Origin of the sequence: Bdellovibrio sp. ArHS (assembly GCF_000786105.1) — a bacterium.
Taxonomy (GTDB): domain Bacteria; phylum Bdellovibrionota; class Bdellovibrionia; order Bdellovibrionales; family Bdellovibrionaceae; genus Bdellovibrio.
Window position 1 is genome coordinate 1 of record NZ_JTEV01000003.1, and the last position, 19,669, is coordinate 19,669.

The 19,669-nt window shown below is 47.3% G+C and carries 16 protein-coding genes and 1 pseudogene; 7 read left to right on the forward strand and 10 right to left on the reverse strand.

Going from position 1 to position 19,669, the window contains the following annotated elements; genetic code table 11:
- On the forward strand, nucleotides 1-2,323 hold a 2,323-nt coding region (locus tag OM95_RS00870), incomplete at its 5' end, for a tail fiber domain-containing protein (protein ID WP_041869298.1).
- Nucleotides 2,324-2,340: 17 nt separating this feature from the next.
- On the opposite strand, the gene OM95_RS00875 is transcribed toward OM95_RS00870, so the two are convergent.
- Complete coding sequence (locus OM95_RS00875; protein WP_041869300.1) at nucleotides 2,341-3,183, reverse strand: hypothetical protein; 843 nt, start codon at nucleotides 3,181-3,183, stop codon at nucleotides 2,341-2,343.
- A gap of 824 nt (nucleotides 3,184-4,007) precedes the next feature.
- Between OM95_RS00875 and OM95_RS00885 the strand changes: the two genes are divergently transcribed.
- On the forward strand, nucleotides 4,008-4,364 hold the full coding sequence (locus OM95_RS00885; RefSeq protein ID WP_041869304.1) for a KH domain-containing protein: 357 nt from the start codon (nucleotides 4,008-4,010) through the stop codon (nucleotides 4,362-4,364).
- A 45-nt stretch (nucleotides 4,365-4,409) separates the two neighbouring features.
- On the opposite strand, the gene alaS is transcribed toward OM95_RS00885, so the two are convergent.
- The 3 genes from alaS to OM95_RS00900 are packed head-to-tail and all read right to left on the reverse strand — an operon-like array spanning nucleotide 4,410 to nucleotide 8,753.
- Nucleotides 4,410-7,136, reverse strand: a complete 2,727-nt coding sequence (alaS, locus tag OM95_RS00890; RefSeq protein ID WP_041869306.1) for an alanine--tRNA ligase — start codon at nucleotides 7,134-7,136, stop codon at nucleotides 4,410-4,412.
- A complete protein-coding gene (locus OM95_RS00895; RefSeq protein ID WP_291515405.1) occupies nucleotides 7,123-7,587 on the reverse strand; it encodes a regulatory protein RecX in 465 nt (154 codons plus the stop codon). The genes alaS and OM95_RS00895 overlap by 14 nt, the downstream gene beginning before the upstream one ends.
- A gap of 11 nt (nucleotides 7,588-7,598) precedes the next feature.
- Entirely contained in the window at nucleotides 7,599-8,753 is a 1,155-nt protein-coding gene (locus tag OM95_RS00900; RefSeq protein ID WP_041869308.1) for a metallophosphoesterase, read from the reverse strand.
- A gap of 108 nt (nucleotides 8,754-8,861) precedes the next feature.
- Between OM95_RS00900 and OM95_RS00905 the strand changes: the two genes are divergently transcribed.
- The 5 genes from OM95_RS00905 to recA all read left to right on the forward strand — a co-directional run bounded on the left by OM95_RS00905 (nucleotide 8,862) and on the right by recA (nucleotide 13,697).
- Nucleotides 8,862-10,553 carry an AMP-binding protein gene (locus OM95_RS00905; protein WP_041869310.1) on the forward strand — a complete coding sequence of 564 codons (1,692 nt, stop codon included), beginning with the start codon at nucleotides 8,862-8,864 and terminating at the stop codon, nucleotides 10,551-10,553.
- Between the two features lie 75 nt (nucleotides 10,554-10,628).
- Nucleotides 10,629-11,420 carry a transporter substrate-binding domain-containing protein gene (locus OM95_RS00910; protein ID WP_291515406.1) on the forward strand — a complete coding sequence of 264 codons (792 nt, stop codon included), beginning with the start codon at nucleotides 10,629-10,631 and terminating at the stop codon, nucleotides 11,418-11,420.
- 109 nt (nucleotides 11,421-11,529) lie between these two features.
- Nucleotides 11,530-11,997: a phosphatidylglycerophosphatase A gene (locus OM95_RS00915; RefSeq protein ID WP_291515407.1), complete on the forward strand. Its 468-nt coding sequence runs from the start codon at nucleotides 11,530-11,532 to the stop codon at nucleotides 11,995-11,997.
- Between the two features lie 2 nt (nucleotides 11,998-11,999).
- Nucleotides 12,000-12,500: a CinA family protein gene (locus OM95_RS00920; protein WP_041869314.1), complete on the forward strand. Its 501-nt coding sequence runs from the start codon at nucleotides 12,000-12,002 to the stop codon at nucleotides 12,498-12,500.
- A 66-nt stretch (nucleotides 12,501-12,566) separates the two neighbouring features.
- The gene (gene recA / locus OM95_RS00925) at nucleotides 12,567-13,697 is read left to right on the forward strand and encodes a recombinase RecA (RefSeq protein WP_041869316.1); all 1,131 of its coding nucleotides are present in this window, start codon (nucleotides 12,567-12,569) and stop codon (nucleotides 13,695-13,697) included.
- A 67-nt stretch (nucleotides 13,698-13,764) separates the two neighbouring features.
- Here the strand turns inward: recA and OM95_RS00930 are convergent, their stop codons facing one another.
- The 6 genes and pseudogenes from OM95_RS00930 to upp all read right to left on the reverse strand — a co-directional run bounded on the left by OM95_RS00930 (nucleotide 13,765) and on the right by upp (nucleotide 19,664).
- Nucleotides 13,765-15,210 carry a methyl-accepting chemotaxis protein gene (locus OM95_RS00930; protein WP_041869318.1) on the reverse strand — a complete coding sequence of 482 codons (1,446 nt, stop codon included), beginning with the start codon at nucleotides 15,208-15,210 and terminating at the stop codon, nucleotides 13,765-13,767.
- Between the two features lie 236 nt (nucleotides 15,211-15,446).
- Nucleotides 15,447-15,917 (reverse strand): annotated as a pseudogene (msrB, locus tag OM95_RS00935) (peptide-methionine (R)-S-oxide reductase MsrB); the annotation flags it as partial.
- 288 nt (nucleotides 15,918-16,205) lie between these two features.
- Nucleotides 16,206-16,634, reverse strand: coding sequence for a VOC family protein (locus tag OM95_RS00940; protein ID WP_041869320.1), 429 nt, complete (start codon nucleotides 16,632-16,634; stop codon nucleotides 16,206-16,208).
- A gap of 12 nt (nucleotides 16,635-16,646) precedes the next feature.
- Nucleotides 16,647-18,365, reverse strand: a complete 1,719-nt coding sequence (ggt, locus tag OM95_RS00945; RefSeq protein ID WP_041869322.1) for a gamma-glutamyltransferase — start codon at nucleotides 18,363-18,365, stop codon at nucleotides 16,647-16,649.
- Nucleotides 18,366-18,405: 40 nt separating this feature from the next.
- Nucleotides 18,406-19,023 (reverse strand): uridine kinase, encoded by a 618-nt coding sequence (udk, locus tag OM95_RS00950; RefSeq protein ID WP_041869324.1) that lies wholly within the window; start codon nucleotides 19,021-19,023, stop codon nucleotides 18,406-18,408.
- Nucleotides 19,024-19,031: 8 nt separating this feature from the next.
- A complete protein-coding gene (upp, locus tag OM95_RS00955; RefSeq protein ID WP_041869326.1) occupies nucleotides 19,032-19,664 on the reverse strand; it encodes a uracil phosphoribosyltransferase in 633 nt (210 codons plus the stop codon).
- Nucleotides 19,665-19,669: the final 5 nt, after the last annotated feature.

Sequence of the window (19,669 nt, forward strand, 5' to 3'; positions counted from 1 at the left end):
GACAACACCAACGACGGATGGACAGATTCTTCGCTTTGATGGAACGGATTGGACGCCGAATTTTGTGTCTATGGCGGATCTTCGTTCTAAGGTGACTGGCACTCAAGCGTTGACGACAGGCTGTACAGCCGCGCAGACGTTGACGTGGATTTCTACAACGGACTCGTTGGCTTGCAGTGATATTGCCATCGACAAATCACAGGTCAGCTTCGGCTCTCAGACGGCGGGTCAGTTTTTTGCTGCACCTGCGGGCTCGGCAGGGACCCCTGTGTTTAGATCTATTGCCACTTCGGATTTGCCGGCGTCTGCTGTGACTCAGTGGACGACGAATAGCACAGATATTTATTATAATACGGGTAAAGTGGGCATTGGCACGACCTCCCCGAAGACTTTGTTAGACCTTCAGACGACAACGAATCCATCACAGCCTGTGAACCTGGCTATTTACCCAACCTCAAGTCTTATTTATCCAAGCTCGAACCTTGAAGCCACTTTTACTAATTTACCTTCCGACGGGACTACGACGGGCGGTTTTAAACAAATAACTTTAAACCCATCAACCACTTTAAATTCGGCCGTGTCAGGAGACTATGTCTACGTTGTCACTCCACCCACGGCGACCAGTGCAAGCAATTCCTTAACCTATGGATTGACTGCGGGTGCTCGAGATTACGCTGGTTTTACGACAACAGGAGGAGTGTACGGGGCGAGTTTTTTCGGTTTTTACGCTGGTGCTGGAACTCGTAGTAGCATCGTCGGTGTCAATGGTTCTGCAATGATTCAAAACTATAATTCCACAAACCAAGCATCGACCGTATCATATCTTTATGGAGCTAATTTAATAGCTAATAACAGTTCTACGAACGGAACTGTCACTGGCGGGTTGCGCGGTATTAATTTGAACACGACTAATGTCGGCACCACCGCCGCCCAGTCTGGGGTGTCGGCGACGGCAAATAATATCGGTACTGCCACAAATCAGTGGGGATTGAATGCGACTGCAACGAATTCGGGGACAATTCCAGCCGGTGGTATTCAGTACGGAGCAGATATCGCTGCCATTACAAGTAAGGCCTTGGATTTTCAAAGGGCAACGGTATCTCGGGCTGTTAACAACTCAACCACAGGCAATATCTTATCCCAAATTGGCGGAAGCTTTTCAACGGAAAACGCGGCTGCTGGTAGCGTTGGCAGCCAGTGGGGTTCTTTAGCAGTAGCTTATAATCTCGCTAGTGGCGCTGTAACTAACAGTGTTGGTGCTGCCGGAAAAGCCCAAAATTATTCCGCCGGAACGATTGGAGAGGCCATCGGAACTCAAGGTGAAGTTTTAAATAATGACGCTGGTGGGACGATCACTTCGGCCATGGCTTTGCATGGTCAGGTTCTTCGCACGGCTGGAACGATTACTAACGCTTATGGTTTATACCTAGGGGCCATTCGCGGAACAAACCAATGGTCTATCTATTCTGCAGATGCCACGGCGCCTAGCTACTTCGCAGCGGATGTTGGTATTGGCACAGCTACCCCGGGAGTGAAGCTTGATGTGGTCGGAGCTATACGTACTAGTGGGGCTTTAATGAGTGATAGTCGTTACCTTCAGTTTAAGAAAAATGATGGAACTTACGACAACGCCATTTACTATGATAACGGAGTGACGACGAACGATCTGGTTATCGGACGGGATTCATCTCTTCTCTATTTTAGAACTAACGGTACCATCCATCAGACGATCGATGCTGACGGTAAGGTGGGTATCAACAACATGACTCCGGCTTACCAGCTTGATGTGGGCGGTGATATTAATGCTACGGGATGTGTGAGGGCTGGTGGCTCAACGTTGGGTGGTACTTGCGCGTCTGATTCGCGACTAAAAGAAAACATCCAATCTTTTGATTTGGGGCTTGAGGCCCTTCTGGGGATTACTCCGCACTACTTCAAATACAATGGTCTTGCAGAGGTTCCAGCAAGTCGCAGTCTTGAACTTGGTGTGATTGCCCAGGAAGTGGAAAAGACGGCACCTGAATTGATTGTGCCTAAAAAAGTGAAGTTGAATCCTGATGACAGCCAAGAGACAGAAATCAAGCAAGTAAACTACACGGCTTTTACCTACGTTTTGATCAATGCCGTCAAAGAGCTTTATCATCATTGGCTGGATGACAGTCAGAGCATTCACCGTGAGCTGGCTTCCAAAGACCAGCAGATCCGGCTGTTAGAACAAGAAAACGTTCAGAAAACCAAAGAGCTTGAGGCAATGAAGAAAGAAAACAGCGCCATCAAATCTTGGATCTGCTCAAAAGACCCGTCAGCGGCGCTCTGTCACTGACGGACTCAAAGAAATCGTTAGGACTTGGCGCAAAGAAACACTTCGTGCACGCAGTCTCCTCGGTCATCCTGATATTGATCAAGAACGCCGAAAATGGCCTCGCGTAGTTTATCTTTGAACTCCGCCAGTTGATGTGAAGGTATCGAGAACGCCGTATAAAAAACAAAGTTTCTGGGATCTAAGGCGATCTCATGGGCTTCGGTGCGAATCTGCGAACACATTGTTCGGGTAAGATCCACCATGCTCGCCGGGCTTGAAATTTTCGGAAAATCAATTTGGTGAGACGGGGCATAATATCGGTCGTCCTTGAATGTGGCAGCGCCTTCTTGAATTAGAATCTGCAACATCTCCTGAGCAACATCAGGAGTCAACTTTGCGCGAGCCGCCACTTCCGAAAGACTGGCTCCTTCATCCACCGCGCCTAAGCTTGCGAAAACTCGGAAGAGCATGGGTTTGGAAATAAATCGCTGGGGATCTTTGATTTGCGAAAGAGCTTCATTTCTGCGGATGATTGAGTTTTTCGTCGCGAGGATTTTTGCTTCGATCTCTTCGCCTGATAGTTTCGGATTGAGTAACTCTGGTTGGGATTTGGCGGCCAATAAAGAGAATATTTCTAAGTAAGGCTTCGGCAGCTTTAAAGCTGTTCTAATTTGCGAAAGACTTTCGCGCGAAAGCCCCTTTCTTCCCGCTAAGTATTCCGATAGAAAGCTGCGCGAAGAAAAACCAGCACGTCGAGAAAAATCCGCGACGTTGACCTTGCCACGTTTTTTATAGCGGACATCTAAAGCATGCTTTAAAAATGTTTGGGCGTCTGAAGCCTCAAGAAGGTCTAAATAAATCATTTCATCCGTTTTTAGCATTTAGTTTCCCACTGAGATTCGAGGTTGAGGTTGAGAGATGCGATCGTAGACAAGAAGCCCATTGGTATAACAACTGAGATCGAGTTGGAGAGACGAAGATTTTTCGTCGACCCAAGTTAGAAGGCCGCGATCCATGCGGGCCCCGTCATACGTCACTGTAAGACGGAGTGTTTTTTTACCATTTTCATAATTTTTACTGTCTTGAAGCTTCGTTTCGTACACGAAGGATTCTCGAATTAAATGACTGGTTTGTGTGATGTCGTCATGTATGACCAGCGCTAGTAAATAGCCGGAGCCATTTTTGAAAGGAATAAGTCCTAGTTCGTACCATGGGTTCCCGACTTCTTGTTCGCATGAGAGAACAGTATTCAGAGAAACAGGCGCAGGAGGCTGGGCTTGTACACTCAATGAAAGTAGCAAAAATATTATACCTGTAGCGAACGATTTTATATTCATACGACCTCTCGGATTTGGTTGAAGAAATTTATTCTTAGATGAGGCCATTTGCACCCGATAATTGCAGTTTCTACATGTAGAAGAGACGCATTAGATCTCTTGGCGAACACATTTTTAGTATTCGAAAAATTCTTATTGATAGATCGGGACTGAGGGGCGCTTCGCATAGATCCCCAAGAAAAACGCCGACCAAAAAAGAACATGAATAATCATTGTATTCCAGATCTCTTGGTGAACTGGATACGCTTTGATTCTTTGAAAAGACTTGCTCGGATTTTTAAAAAAACACCACAATATTATGACGGCACATATCAACAACCTTCGTTCGAATATTTTTTCGCGATCCATAAACAAAGAGAGACAATTCAATGAGTGAAGTTAAACCGCATATTGTCAGAAGAACAAAGACAATTGACGAAGTACCTAAAAGTTTTCAGGGAAACCTTCCTAAAGAGCAGGTCGTAGAAGATCTCAAAAACCGAATCGAAGGTCTGTTAAAGATGATCGTCGAAGATTCAAACGATGTCGGAATTTCTGTCGTACAGGGAGAGCGTACCACCGTATTTGCGGTTTCCTGTCAAAGACACAATATCGCAAGAATCTTGGGTCGAAAGGGTAAGACGATTGATGCCATCCGAACTTTGGTGACATCAGTCACGGGGCGCTACGGATTTAGAGCCGTCGTTGAAGTACCTTATTTTGAAGAAGTTAAAATATCTGAGTAAATGGGATCCCGTCGCAGACGACGGGATCTTCTTGAAATATAATGTCTAGACACCCAACAGGGATTTTACTTTATCAAAGGCCTGAGAGATATTGCCCCTGTTTGGAGCAGCCCCTTGTGCAAAGTCAGGACGACCTCCACCTTTACCTCCCATGATGGCCGCGACTTCTTTCAAGAGGTCTCCGGCTTTTGTTTCGGTCGTGATCTCTTTAGAGACGCTCACAATAATGGGATTCGATCCTTCGCCTTGTCCAACCACGACGACGACACCGTTTTGAATTTTATTTTTCAAATGGTCTGTCACTTCAGCTAAAACCTGGCGATCGTCGAGAGCTAGATCCGCCAAAACAAGTTTTGCAGAAGCGCCGGCTTTCGTTTTAAAGGTCAAAGCTTTCGCGGCAAGATCGTCAACGTTGACTTGGCCACCCTGAAGCTTCTTCATTTCCTTTTCCATAAACTTGATTTGTTCTTTTAGCGTCTCCACGCGATGAGCCAGCGTCGCTGTCTCGCCCGTGGCTTCAAGATGCTTCAAGTAATGCGGGCTTTTTTGGAAACCTGCCGCAGACAGCGCCTCGTCCAGATGGGCAACAGCATTCATCGCATAACGAACGGCTCCATCCCCGGTGATAGCTTCTACTCGACGAACTCCGGCACTGACGCCCGCTTCAGAAACGATTTTAAATAAACGGATTTGCGCTGTGTTCTGCACATGCGTACCACCGCAAAGTTCACAGGAAAAATCACCCATTGTAAGAACGCGGACTTTGTCGCCGTACTTTTCACCGAAGAGAGCCATCGCCCCTTTGGCTTGGGCTTCTTTCGGAGACATGACCTCCACCTTCACGTCATTAGCCATGGCGATCTGTTCATTCACCAGATCTTCGATCTGGCGAATTTCTTCCGAAGACAAAGGTTTGTTGTGAGTGAAGTCGAAGCGAGTTTTTTGAGAGTCCACCAACGAACCGGCTTGCGTGACATGCGAACCCAGAACTTTACGAAGTGCAGAGTGCAGCAAGTGAGTCGCCGAATGGTTGCTCATAGTGTTACGGCGTTCGAAAGGATTTACGATAGTGTCAACGGCTTGCCCCAATTTAAATTCACCGTGTTCCACTTCGACGTGGTGAAGAACAATGTCGTCAGTTTTTGTCGTGTTCACAACTTTTGCGCGTGAACCCTTTTTGTCCATGATGTAACCGATATCACCGACTTGGCCGCCGCCTTCACCATAGAAGGACGTCTCGTCAGTGATAATCACACCGTGGTCGCCCTCTTTCAAAGAGGTCACGACTTCCTGTCCATTGGAAAGAGCCGTGATGCTGCCGCCACCTGCGAAATCAGCATAGCCCGTGAATTTAACGGCTTTCCCCGTGGCCACATAATCTTTTGCAAACTTGATCAAATGCTGTTCATCAGCGCCCAAGGCCTTTCCTTTCCAGGAGGCTTTGGATTTTGCTCGATTGGCTTCCATTTCCTTTTCGAAAGCCGCTTCGTTGACCTCTATGCCTTGCTCATTCGCAATCACGCGAGTCAAATCGGCGGGGAACCCGTAGGTGTCGTACATTCTGAAAACCACTTCGCCTGAAAGTTCTTTGGCGCCTTGGTTTTTTGCTTTGGCGATTTCATCCATCAGGATATTGGTGCCATTGTCCAAGGTGCTGATGAAGCGGTCTTCTTCGTCACGGATAGTATTCAAGATATGATCACGACGAGCACTGAGTTCCGGGTAAACAGCACTCATGCTTTCAATCAGTGCTTCGGCCATCGCCGGTAGGAAAGATTGGTCCGCAGAGAGCTTACGACCATAACGAATCGCCCGTCTCATAATACGGCGAAGAACGTAACCGCGGCCTTCGTTGGAAGGCAAAGCGCCGTCCGCAATAAGGAAGGACGTCGAGCGGCAATGATCCGCTAACACCCGCAATGCCGATGTTTTTTCCAAGGCCATTTTATCTTTCGCTAAAACTTCTTTGTCCGTGATGTATTCAAGGTTGCCGATTTTGCAAGCGCGCTCGATCATCGGCATGAACAAATCTGTATCGTAGTTGTTGAACTTGCCTTGCATGGCCGCCACAACACGTTCAAGACCTGAACCCGTATCAACAGATGGTTTGGGCAGTGGAGTCAGTGTTCCTGGAGGATTTTCAAAGTATTGCATGAACACTAGATTCCAGATTTCTACGAAACGGTCTTCACCGGCCGCAATCCCTTTGTAAGGATCGGCAATAGTCCCGGCTTTAGGACCGTGATCGTAAAAGATTTCGGTACAAGGACCGCAAGGGCCGGTATCGCCCATTTTCCAGAAGTTATCCGCATCAAAACGGAAAATGCGGTCTTGGGGGATGCCTTCTTGCTTATGCCAGATCTCTGCGGCTTCGTCGTCAGAGATATGCACAGTTACGTAAAGTTTTTCTTTAGGGATGTTCAATTCTTTAGTCAAAAATTCCCAGGCAAAATGAATGGCGTCTTTCTTGAAGTAATCACCGAAGGAAAAATTTCCCAGCATTTCAAAGAAGGTGTGGTGGCGGGCGGTGAAACCGACATTTTCCAGGTCGTTGTGTTTACCACCGGCACGCACACACTTCTGCACAGTGACCGCGCGCGAGTAGTCGCGCTTTTCCAAACCTAAAAAAGTATTTTTAAACTGGTTCATCCCGGCATTCGCGAAAAGCAAAGTGGGATCGTTTTCAGGAATCAACGAAGAAGAGCCGACGTGAGTATGACCCTTTTTCTTGAAGTATTCGACAAAGGCGTTGCGGATCTCAGAGCTTTTCATAAATAACCTTTCTTACGGTCTCGGAATCAAATCCCCTCGCGGCTAAGAAGCGGCCCACGCGGGCTTTTTCTTCGCGGGAAAATTGAAAATCTTCATCATATTTATTTTTGACAATGGCAAGAGCCTTTTCAAGCTCCAAGTCTCGATCAGTGGGAACCGATGGCAAACCTTTTTCACGAAGGTAGTTGTTGATATAGTGAATGCCTTTGTTACGCCGATGAAGCATGTCTGCCAGACGGCCCGCAAGATCAGCGGGATCGCCGATCCAGTTTTGGTCTTTCGCGAAGTCGATAGCTTCATCAATGATCTCGCCCAGGGAATCTTCATCCGAAAACTTTTCGCGCAGTTTTGTGCGCAGCTCTTTTTCGGAATGATCCCGGCGGGCAATCAAGTCCATGACTTTCTTCTTGGCGGCCAGACGGGTTTTTTGGGGATCTTTCTCTCGAGACATGTCAGAGATTATTACTCTGTTTTGGGCTCCTTGCGAAGTACAATTTCGGTCAGTTCACAATATGTGCCCAGGCGAAGTCGGGGGCCCCAATAGCCCGTACCCTGATTGACATAGAGCTGCATATTTCCGATGCGATAAAGACCCTTTGCATACTTCTCGAAAAAGACGATCAGCCAGTTCCAAGGGAAGAATTGGCCGCCGTGGGTGTGACCCGATAGCTGTAGGTCTACTCCTAAAGACTGGACCTTGGGGGCTAACGAGGGTTGGTGCGACAGAAGGACTTTAAAACTCTCTGCAGAGAATTGATTTTGCACCCGCGCCAAGTCAGGTCCTTCTTCCCGGAAGTGCAAGGCTGCCGGGTCGGGAACACCCGCCATCTGGAGGGTGGAAGAACCGATCGGAATGTTCTTAACGTTGTTAATAAGAACCTGGAAGCCTAGATCCCGAAAGGCCTGCAAACCCTTTTGCGGGTTCCAATAGTATTCATGATTGCCCGGAACGTAATAAATTCCGTGCGGGGCCTGAAGATCCTGAAGCATCTTAAACTCAGCTTCGTGCTTTTCCACGAAACTGTCTAGAATGTCGCCCGTAAAAACAATCAGGTCGGGCTTCAGCTGCAAAGCCTGTCGGACCAGCTTTTTTACAAAGGACGGGGACAGGCTGGGGCTGATATGTAAGTCGGTGATGTGTAAAATCCGCAGACCTTCCAGATCCGCGTGAAGATTTTTAAAATAAACGGGAACTTTTTTAAGGCGTGGTCCCACTTGAATCACAGCATTTCCGAATATTAAGAACACCAAGGGAAGCCCTAGCATCGCAAAAGTGGCTTGCGAGCTGTAAAGGTTTTCAAACTGAGTGGGCATCACCCACTTTTCCACAAAGGCAAACACGTCACGCAGGATAACAAGACTGACCAGGAAATTGATATAGGCCATGACCGTCAAGGAACCGTCCAAAAGACGGTCTCGCCAGGGGCGGTGATCCAGATTCTTTTCCTTCCAAAAGAACAGAAATGTTCCGATGACCAGGGCAAACAAGAAAGCCAAAAGCAATACAATGCCGACGGTGCCCACCCAGGTGAAGTCTGTAAAGCGCGTCAATTGGTGAGAAACATAAATGAAAATTAAGAGAATAAATGAACTGGCGAGAGTGCGAAATAAACCCATACGAAGTCATACCATGCGGCCTTGATTTTGCACAGTCCAATGTAAAAACACACGAAGGCTTCCTGTGGAAAGAATGCTAAATTAAGAAAAGGCGCACGGGGAGGTCTTATGAGTTTCCGCAGCGAATTCGAACAGGCGAGGGATTTTTTGATTTTACACCGTTCTGACTATGACCACGCCTACTCACATTTCGAGTGGCCGCGTCTGGACGAGTTCAATTGGGCCCTTGATTACTTTGATCCCATGGCGGAAGGCAATGCGAACACCGCGCTCTGGATTGTCGACGAAAATGGAGCCGAACAAAAGCTGAGTTTTGCGGAGCTTTCTGAACGCTCTAATAAAGTCGCGAACTTTTTGCGGCGCCAAGGGATTCAAAAAGGTGACTCTCTATTTCTGTTGATTGAAAACGAGACCTCTTTGTGGGAGCTCATGTTAGGGGCCATGAAGTTGGGTGCGGTCATTGTCCCCAACAGTCCATTGCTTTCGCAAAAAGAACTGTCTGATCGTCTGAGTCGCGAACAAATTAAAGTCATTGCGACCACGAAAAAGCATGTCGACAAGTTTTCGGTTTCGAGTGCAAGCATTCTATCTTTGATCGTGGATGGCGAAGCCGAAGGGTGGCGATCCCTTTCAGAGTGTCAAAGTGAAAGCTCTGATTTTGAGGCTTCGGATCGGACCAAATCCAGCGACCCGCTGTTTCGCTATTTCACCTCATCCAACACCGTAAAACCTCGCATCGTCGAACACAGCTATGGTGGGTTTCCCGTGGGACATCTGTCTACGATGTATTGGATGGGACTTCGTCCGGGTGATGTGCATTTCGGTGTGAACTCGGCGGGCTGGGCGATGCATGACTGGAACAATTTTGTCGTTCCTTGGAATGCAGAAGCTACGATATTTATCTATAAACAGGAACGCTTCAATGCAAAAACCGTCTTGGATATTCTCTCTGAATATCCCATCACGACATTTTGTGCTCCGCCCACAGTCTGGCGATTGCTTTTGCAAGAGGACATGGCCTCTTATGAAGTTCAGTTAAGAGAAGCCTTAAGTACGGGCGAAGCCCTAAGTGCGGAAGTCATCTCTAAAGTCCACAAGGCTTGGAATATCTTTGTCCGTGATGGCTATGGCCAGACAGAGACGCCCGCTTTAATCGGCATCCCTCCTGAAGAAAAGAATGCATTTGGAACGATGGGCAAAGCCTTGCCGGGATTTCGTATTGCACTTCTTGATGAGAAGAAAAATGTCGTTGATGCTGGGGAAGTTTGCGTCAGTTTGCAGAACGATCCCGTCGGTTTGGCGGGTGGCGGCGCCAACGGTGATGCAGACTACTTTCACACCGGAGATCTGGCTTATCACGACGATGGGAACAATTTTTCGTTTTCAGATCGGGTGGATGGTTTGTTTAAGTCGTCAGACTATCGCATTAGCCCCTTTGAACTGGAGTTTGTCTTGAAGGAATTCCCGGCGATTCGAGAGGCCGTTGTTATTCCCAGCCCGGACCCAATTCGCGATTGCGTGCCCAAGGCCTTAGTGTCATTGATAAAAGGTGTCGAGCCTACCAAAGAACTGGCTTTGGATATTATGAACTTTGCCCGGATGCGACTTTCGCCGTTTAAAAGAATTCGTCGTGTTGAGTTCGCCGAAATTGCCAAGAACACGCAAGGTGAGGTTCTGCGCGCCGAGCTTATCGCGCGTGAACGAGACAAGGTTCACACTGGCGAGAAATCTCCTTACGAATTTTGGGAAGAAGATGCGAAGATCAGTCTGCCAGAGACCTGGGCTCAGGAACTTCCTTAGTCGTCTAAAGATTGTTTATTTTTATAACTGTATTGTAAGAAGTGTCTTTGTTAAGATTCTGCTAAGATGTTCCTTGTGAAAAACTTGTTTTTGATTACATTTTGCGTAACCCTTTGTCAGCTTGCACAAGCGGACACGAAGGTTTGTGAGCGACGTTACAAAGTCACTGTCAACAATCAGGCTCCTTCTTTTGTGCCCGATGTGCAAAACGGTGGGCGAGGACTTTCTTTTGATTTGATCAAGGCCATCGAATCGCGCATGGGCTGTACGATGACGCTAAATCCTGTTGAATTGCCGCGCGCCTTCGAGGATCTGAAAAATTCACGAACGGATATTTTTGCATTCGGAACGTCAGACGAAGAATGGTCTAAATACGGTCGTTTCATTCCTCTGTATAAGGCGGCACGTTTGATGGTAGTAAACAACGTCGTCTATGATCCCAAAAAATCAATGCAGGATTACTTGAAAGATCCCAGAGTGAAATTTGCGGATCAAACGGGCGGGCGTTTTTTCTATCTGCCGGAAGAGTCAGAAAGTCTGGAAAAGCAGCGCCGGGTGATTCGCAGTCCTCGTCCCGAGCATCTATTTGATTTCTTGAAAGAGGGACGGGCGCAGGCGATGTTTTCATCCGCCGTCTTTAATAAATATTTTGTTGAAACGAAGAACATGCAAAACAAGGTGTCCTTCATTCGTGATCCCAAAAATAAAATTGCGATCGGAATCTACGTTTCCAAACGTCGTGTTTCGCCTTCTGAATTTCAGGAGCTTCAGCGAATTATCAAGGATCTTCAATTAGAAGGAACCTTCCGTAATATCGTTTCTCGTTATGTCTATCCAGAGGATCTGTCTCACTACGAAGATCTCTAAGGGGCCTCCCGGTCGCGACCAGGGAATCCGCCTGCATTCGCGTGACGCCGTTCATTTTGCTTTGCAATAAAAAATGGGACAGCGTAGTTCTCAAATCATGCGTGGATTCTTGAAACAATTGGCGATTCTTTTTGGTGTTGGGCGTTTTCCCAAAGGCCCAGGAACAGTGGCGACATTAGCGACTATTCCTCTGGTAATTTTGCTGTGGAAAACGGGGCCTCTGGTCTATATGGCGGCCATTGTTTTGCTGCTCCCTGTCGGAATTGCCGCCTGCGAGGTTTATGAGCAGGATCAAGGGGGCCACGATCACAAAGAGATCGTAATTGATGAAGTTTTAGGTTTTTTGATTACCATGGTCTGGCTTCCTTTGACATGGCAGGCCATTTTAATCGGTTTTGCTCTGTTTAGATTACTGGACATTACAAAGCCTTTATTCATAGGATATTTAGATAGGAAGATCCAAGGAGGTCTTGGGGTGATGGTGGACGATGTGGCCGCGGGGATAATTGCGAGTCTCATCATGCAAGTTCTCTACACTCAAACCAACTGGTTGGGCTCGCAGGTTTTGGTGCCATAACAATGTCGCTAAATTCCGAAAAGCTCCAAGAACTCATTCGATCCCTTCGCGACCAAAAACTCACAGTGGGTTTTGCGGAAAGTTGTACTGGAGGTGCACTTTCAGCTTTTTTAACAGAGCAGCCTGGCGTATCCGACATCTTTTTAGGCTCTGTGGTTTCTTACTCTAACGAGGCGAAGGAGGATCTTCTGGGGGTCCGTCGAGACACTCTCATGCAAGAGGGTGCGGTGAGCGAAGCGGTCGCTCGTCAAATGGCGCACGGAGTGCGTCGACAGCTTAAAACTGATTGGTCTGTGGCAATCACAGGTATTGCCGGTCCGAGTGGTGGAACACCCACGAAGCCGGTAGGGACTGTGTGCTTTGCTATCTCTGGACCTGGATTTGAAGACTCACGAAGACAGTTGTTTTTGGGAGATCGCAAAGCCATCCAGAATGCATCCGTCGACTATTCAGTAAACTGGCTGTGTGAAGTGCTCAGCACTTCTTTGAAATCTCGACAATAAAACGGCCTCGGCCAGAACATTTAACATTAAAGAGTCGTAGCTGGTGCTACGAGAGAGGAACAACAGATGGCAAACGCTTCTGTAGACAGCAAAGTGAACAACGAGAAATCTAAAGCTTTGGAGCTAGCAGTTTCTGCTATCGAAAAGCAATTCGGTAAAGGTTCGATCATGCGCTTGGGCGCAAATGAGTCTTTAGTGAAAGATGTGGAAGCAATCAGCACGGGTGCTTTGAGCTTGGACATCGCTTTGGGTATCGGTGGTCTTCCCAAAGGTCGTATCGTGGAAATCTACGGTCCAGAGGCTTCTGGTAAAACAACTCTTTGCTTGTCCGTGATCGCTCAAGCTCAGAAAAAAGGCGGCGTTGTCGCTTTCGTGGATGCGGAACATGCATTGGACATTAACTATGCTCGTAAATTGGGTGTCAACACGGAAGATCTTTTGATTTCCCAACCAGACACCGGTGAACAAGCTTTGGAAATCACAGAGACTCTAGTTCGCTCTGGCGCGATCGACGTCTTGGTTGTCGACTCCGTAGCGGCGTTGGTTCCTCGTGCAGAGATCGAAGGCGAGATGGGTGATTCTCACGTTGGTCTTCAAGCTCGTTTGATGTCGCAAGCTCTTCGTAAGTTGACAGCGGCGATCAACCGTTCAAACACTCTTGTTATCTTCATCAACCAAATCCGTATGAAGATCGGTGTGATGTTCGGGAACCCTGAAACAACAACCGGTGGTAACGCATTGAAATTCTATTCTTCAGTTCGTTTGGATGTACGCCGCGTGGGCGCTATTAAAAATGGCGAAGATGTTGTTGGTAACCGTACGGCGGTTAAAGTAGTGAAAAACAAGATGGCGCCTCCGTTTACAAAAACAGAATTCGACCTTATGTATGGCGATGGTATCTCTGAAGAAGGCGATATCTTGGATTTGGCAGTGACTGCGAACATGGTTGAAAAGTCAGGTGCGTGGTTCTCTTACAACGGCGAGCGCATGGGACAAGGCCGTGACCAAGCTAAGAATTTCTTGAAAGAACATCCTGAATACATGACGGAGCTTCGCAACAAGATTTTGGCGGCGAATGGTATCGGTAAACTTTTGATGGACGCCAACAATCCTGAAAATGCAGAGCACTTGAAAGAAGAGGCTCCGGCGGAAGCAGAAGAGTCTGCGCCAAAGAAAGCCAAAAAGGGCAAACACTAGTTTTTTAAAATGAAAAGCCCCGCGAAACCGCGGGGCTTTTTTTATCGTCATCACTTCGATTGAATTTTTAAGCGGCCTTATTTCCCTCAATGAGCGTTCGCAGATCCAATATCAAAGCATCAACCGCTTCTGTTTTATTATTCAGATCGTCCGCAATAGACGACATCTCTTCCGAGGCCTTGCTATTGCTTTGTGATGTCGAATCCAGATTCACTAAAGCACTACTGACCTGCTGAATGCCGGCTTTTTGTTCGACAGCAGACGAGGCTATATCCTGATTAATACCTGAAACTTGTTCGATATTTTCAGAAATTGTTTTCAGGACATCACGGCTGAGCTCAGCTTTCGTTGCGCCTTCTTGAATGTAGGTCACGCTTTGGGAAATCAATTCGGAAATTTCTTTGGCCGAGATAGAACTTCGTTGCGCCAAAGAGCGAACGGCTTCCGCCACCACCGCAAATCCACGACCGGCCTCACCAGCGCGAGCGGCTTCAACGGCGGCGTTCAAGGCGAGCAAATTCGTCTGAAACGAAATGTCTTCGATGATGTTGATGATATCCTGCATTTTTTTGGAACTTTCACTGATCTTCTCCATAGAAGCCATAAGTTGTGCGATGGCTTCTGAACCATCTTCAGCAGAGCGTTTCGAGTTTTCAGAGGCGACCTTGGCTTGTTGCGCGCGCTCTGCGCTGTTTTTTACAATGGATTCGATCTCGGTCATTGAAGCTGTACTTTCCTCCACCATAGCGGCCGCTTTGCTGGATCCGCCATGAACGGTTTTACTGGCTTCAGTCAGTGCCGAAGAAGCTTTGTGAACCTCTTGCGAATTTTCGGCTAAAGCATCACAAATACTTTTAACTGTTTTTGATATCGAGATGGAAGCGAAGAAAGAAACAGCCCCGGCAAGAAGGATCGACACTATGGCAAAAATACTCACAGAGGCTTTTGATTTATCCTCTGCCGTATGCGCCAGGGTTGAAGAGCGTTCTGCATAATCGAGCTGATGCTGGGTTTCTTTCAAAAGGGGTTGATAGACTTTTTCCGCCTTTACGGCGCAGATATTCCGAATCATGTTTACGATCTTTTGTTCGTTGGCCTGAAAGTCTTGAGTCAGCATAAAAACTTCGGAGCCAAAATCTTTAAATTCATTCCAGCCTTTGATGAAATCTTGATAGCTGGGCCGTTGGCTGGCAGAGGGATCAATTTGAGTATAGGCCTTAATGCGCGACTCAAAATGCTCGATCTGTCTTTTTGATTCCTCAACATACTTTTGAACGTCTGCGGTTGTGTTTCCGGCAAGCCCGATGCTGCGCACATGGATACGCAGTTCACGAATTGTCGAGCGAAGCTCGGCAAGTTCCCTTAACGAAGGCAGGTTTTCATCGACAACGACGCTGTATTCAGAACTCACTTCATTCAGGAAGTAAAAACCAATGACACCACTTGTGGCGGATAACAAAGCAACGAATAAACCCATGACCGTCAGCTTTAACTTGAGGCTCCAAGATTTCATATGCGTATACTCCAGTTGTTAAAGGTTCTTGATAGGCAGATCGGTCTTGAGTCCCGAAAGATTAAGAGGAAAGAATCACAAAAATTAAACTTCGCATTTTTTTAGACCTGTACACGGTCGACATTGTTGGACATGAGGGAAACACACCTCACATATGTGTGATATCGAGGGGATTTTTGAAGGTCCCCGTAGTATCTGAAATTTTCACTGCACTTGCGGAGTCAATAAATAAAAAATTATTTTGATGGTTTGTAAGGTTGTCTTTTCGCCTCGGCCCAATCCTTTTCGTCAAAGCCAGCGAGCCAGTCTTCATAACCTTCTTCCTTCATTTTTTCCAAAGGTATGAATTTAAGAGAGCCTGAGTTAATACAATAGCGCAAACCTTCTTCCCCGGGGCCATCATCAAAGATATGACCTAAGTGAGAATCCGCACGCATTGAGCGAACCTCTGTGCGAATCATGCCGTGAGAAAAATCTTTTTTTTCTTTCACAGTGCTTTTATTTAGTGGTTTGCTGAAGCTAGGCCAACCCGTGCCCGAGTCAAATTTGTCCTTAGAAGAAAAAAGTGGTTCTTTGGAGATGACGTCGACATAAATGCCGGGATGGTGATTATTCCAGTAGGCGTTTCTAAATGGAGCTTCTGTGGCATTTCGTTTTGTGATCTCGTACTGTTCGGGGCTTAAAAGTTTTTTTAGCTCGGCATCATCTTGGGGAAAGGCACAGGTTTCCGGATTGTATTTATCGGTCTTCACAGATTTCTCCTTGGCGACGATTTCTTTTTTTGCCCAGCCTGGCCCGCTCATAGACAGACTCAACAGCACGGCTAAAGTGAGTGTTCTCATACAGAAAACCTCCAACAAATATTGTAAAACCTATTTTGGGTTTTCTCAATAGCCTGCGCGAGAGAAGAATGTGAGGCGCCAGGCACGGAAGGAATATATGAGCCGGGATTTGTTCCCGGCTTCTGCGGATTGACAGGAAATAGAAAGAACTTTTTAAAAAGTGATTTTCACAGAGTCCGCGGATTTTTTAGCGGGTCCATGATACACGGCTTCGATGTTGTTCCCATCGGGATCAAGGACAAAGGCTGCGTAGTAACCCGGATGGTAAGGTCTGTCACCCGGAGCGCCATGGTCTTTTCCACCAGCCTCCACAGCGGCTTTATAAAAACTTTGAACTGCTTCTTTATTCTGAGCTTGAAACGCCAAGTGCACTCGCCCAGTCAGAGTTCCTGCCGAGGCGGGGCTCTTCACGTCTGAAATGAACAGCTCATCGACCCAGAAGAACCCGGGGCCTTCACCGCCAAGAGGGATGCTCAAGGCTTTGCAAACGGCCAGGTAGAATTTTTTGCTGGCGTCCAGATCTTTAACGACCAACTGAATGTGATCGATCAGGCGGCCACGGTGTAGTTCATTTGTTTCCATATGCTCTCCTTTTTATTTTGCGATACTGGTCCCGATGTCACGGGGGTCGGCGACTCCGTGAAGAGTGTCTCGTTCATTTGCCACGGCCATCACGTTACATGGGATGGATTCCATTTTAATCTCGTAGCCCATCTTTTCCAGTTTTGCGACCACATCGGCGCCGGGGCCCGGGGGCTCGATGTACAAAACGTCAGGTTGCCACTGATGGTGATAGCGTAGCATGGCAATGGAATCATACAGGGAGGTTTTAAATTCAACGTAGTTCAGGATCGTCTGCGCCACACAACTGATAATACGTGTTCCGCCGGGAGCCCCCACGGCAAGAATGGGTTTTTTGTTATGCAAAAGTATCGTCGGCGACATACTGCTTAAAGGAGTTTTTTGCGGGGCGATGGCGTTCGGTTTGCCACCAATGGCGCCAAACAGATTTGAACCGCCTTCTTGGGCCGAAAAATCGTCCATCTCGTTGTTAAGAACGACCCCGGTCCCCGGAGCGACAATGGCAGCTCCCATCCAGCCATTGATGGTTTGAGTGGTGCTGATCGCATTGCCATCGGCGTCCATCAAGGCCAAGTGAGTGGTTTCAGTGGATTCGTAGCCAGGCGGTTTGCCTGCACTCACTTCAGAGGCTTTTCGGGCTTTATCTAGGGAAACTTCGGCACGACGATTTCGTACATAGTCTTCGGAAATCAGGCCTTCGACAGGGACTTTAACGAAATCGGGATCGCCCAAATATTTTGCCCGATCGGCAAAAGAGGACTGGAGTGCGGAGGCCGCCAGATGGATGGCTTTGGCGGAAAGGGGACCCGTTTTTTTCAATTGATCGTTTTCTAAAAACTCAAGGAACTGAATGACGTGAACGCCACCAGAGCTCGGTGGAGGCATCGACACGACGTCATATTTTTGAAACTTTCCATGAACCGGCTTGCGCCATTTTACCTGATAGCTATCAAAGTCTTTTTGGGTGATAAGACCTTTCCGCTCTTTCGAAATCTTGAAAATAGAATTCGCCACGGTTCCTTTGTAAAAACCATTTTTACCATGTTTGACGATAAGACGAAGTGTTTTAGCCAAATCTTTTTGAATCAAGATCGTTCCCAGGGCAGGGACTTTCCCCTCGGCAGTAAGAAAAATTCTTTTTGCTTCAGTGTCCCGTGCAAGAACGTCGGCGCGGTTTTCCAAAGCGCGATGAAACTCGGGATAAATTGGAAATCCCTTTTCCGCGAGGTCAATTGCAGGTTGCATCACTTTTTCCAGAGGCAAAGATCCAAAGCGCTGATGAATTTCCAATAAGCCAGCCACCATTCCCGGGACCGCAACGGCTAAGATTCCGTTCTGCGATTTGTCTGGGTCGGCTTGACCGTTTTTACCGATGTACATGTTCTTAGTGGCTTTCAATGGTGCACGTTCTCTAAAATCAATGGCGTAAGTTTCACCGGTTTTAGCTTCGTGAAAAAGCATGAAGCCGCCACCACCAATACCGGTCGATTGAGGCCGTTCAACGGCAACGGTGAAGGACGCCGCAACGGCCGCATCGACAATATTTCCATTTTCGGCGAAGATTTTTTCCGCTGCTTCTGAAGAGAAGCGTCCCTGGGTCGCGACGGCATATCGCGATCCGTAAGCTTGTGCGGTTTCGCGATCCACGCGTTCTTTATCTGTGCGAATGACTTTGTTCTGACAACTTAAAAGACCGAGGGTAAGAAAAAGGACGAGTGTTTTTTGTTTCATGCGCAACTTCCTTGGTGCAAAAGGCTTTTGCGCAAAAACGTCAGGAATGCAAATAGGACTTCAGTCTTTGGCAAAAGGAGTTCAAAGCTTCCGAGTACTCTCCCAAGTCTTTGACGATAATATCGGCGAAACTTTTGGAAGGTTCAACAAATTCATTGTGCATCGGACGCACCTGAAGTTCAAACTGCTTTTTAACTCCGTCAGGTGTGCGACCGCGATGATGAACATCGCGGTGCAGGCGTCTTTGAAAACGCAACGCTTCGGGAGTATCAAAGAAGACGGCTTCATTGAGCTCGGCGCGCACTAGATCCGAATGCAGAATAAGAATGCCATCGACCAAGACGATTTTGGTGGGGCTTTTGATCAACGTTTCGGAGCTGCGGGTGTGCGTAACAAAATCATAAAGGGGCACTTCGATGTTACGCCCCTCTTTAAGTTGGCGCAGACCCTGCGCAAGAAGAGAAAAATCAAGACTGTTGGGATGGTCGAAATTAACTGATCCACCATCGCCATCGAAGCGGGCGGATTGGTCAATGTAGTAGTTGTCTTGATAAAGAATCATGCAATTGTCTTCGCCCAACTGCTTTTGCAGCTCCAAAGCAAAGTGAGTTTTTCCTGATCCGCTGCCACCGGCTACGCCGATAATATAAACACTCATGCATGGTCCTATTTCGTTTGAAACAATCGATCTCCAGCGTCGCCCAAGCCTGGTACCAGATATCCCATGTCGTTGACTTGTTCTTCGATGTTCAAGGTATAAATCTCGACATCCGGATGAAAGTGTAAAATTCTGTCCAAGCCCTGTTGGCTGGCCAGAATGCTTAAAACCTTCACTTTGCCGACACCGTAGTTCTTTAATCTATCTATAGCTGCCACAATTGTATCCGCTGTGGCAATTAAAGGATCACAAAGTATAATTTCTTTATTCTGTACGTCCTGAGGAAGCTTAAAATAGTACTCGACGGTGTTCTGAATAAATTTATCGCGATAGATGCCGATAAAGCCCGTGGAAGCCCGGGGGATCATTGAAAGGACCGCATCCAGCATTCCGTTTCCTGCGCGCATAATCGACACGACCACGGGCGGCTGGATGATTCTTTCCGCAGTGGTTTTGGCGATGGGAGTTTCGATAGGCACGGATTCCAGATGTTTCCAGTCGCGCATGGCTTCGTAAACTAAAATTTTCGAAATCTCTTTTACGATCTCGCGAAACTCGTGGGAATAGGTGTCCTTGTCGCGCAGATAGCCCAACTTGTGTTTTAATAAGGGGTGTTCGATGATTTTTACTTGTTTATGCATATAGA

Bases quoted from the DNA above. Each gene is read 5' to 3' on its own strand.
- OM95_RS00875 (WP_041869300.1), bottom strand. From the start codon at position 3,183: ATGCTAAAAACGGATGAAATGATTTATTTAGACCTTCTTGAGGCTTCA.
- OM95_RS00885 (WP_041869304.1), top strand. From the start codon at position 4,008: ATGAGTGAAGTTAAACCGCATATTGTCAGAAGAACAAAGACAATTGAC.
- alaS (WP_041869306.1), bottom strand. From the start codon at position 7,136: ATGAAAAGCTCTGAGATCCGCAACGCCTTTGTCGAATACTTCAAGAAA.
- OM95_RS00895 (WP_291515405.1), bottom strand. From the start codon at position 7,587: ATGTCTCGAGAGAAAGATCCCCAAAAAACCCGTCTGGCCGCCAAGAAG.
- OM95_RS00900 (WP_041869308.1), bottom strand. From the start codon at position 8,753: ATGGGTTTATTTCGCACTCTCGCCAGTTCATTTATTCTCTTAATTTTC.
- OM95_RS00905 (WP_041869310.1), top strand. From the start codon at position 8,862: ATGAGTTTCCGCAGCGAATTCGAACAGGCGAGGGATTTTTTGATTTTA.
- OM95_RS00920 (WP_041869314.1), top strand. From the start codon at position 12,000: ATGTCGCTAAATTCCGAAAAGCTCCAAGAACTCATTCGATCCCTTCGC.
- recA (WP_041869316.1), top strand. From the start codon at position 12,567: ATGGCAAACGCTTCTGTAGACAGCAAAGTGAACAACGAGAAATCTAAA.
- OM95_RS00930 (WP_041869318.1), bottom strand. From the start codon at position 15,210: ATGAAATCTTGGAGCCTCAAGTTAAAGCTGACGGTCATGGGTTTATTC.
- OM95_RS00940 (WP_041869320.1), bottom strand. From the start codon at position 16,634: ATGGAAACAAATGAACTACACCGTGGCCGCCTGATCGATCACATTCAG.
- ggt (WP_041869322.1), bottom strand. From the start codon at position 18,365: ATGAAACAAAAAACACTCGTCCTTTTTCTTACCCTCGGTCTTTTAAGT.
- udk (WP_041869324.1), bottom strand. From the start codon at position 19,023: ATGAGTGTTTATATTATCGGCGTAGCCGGTGGCAGCGGATCAGGAAAA.
- upp (WP_041869326.1), bottom strand. From the start codon at position 19,664: ATGCATAAACAAGTAAAAATCATCGAACACCCCTTATTAAAACACAAG.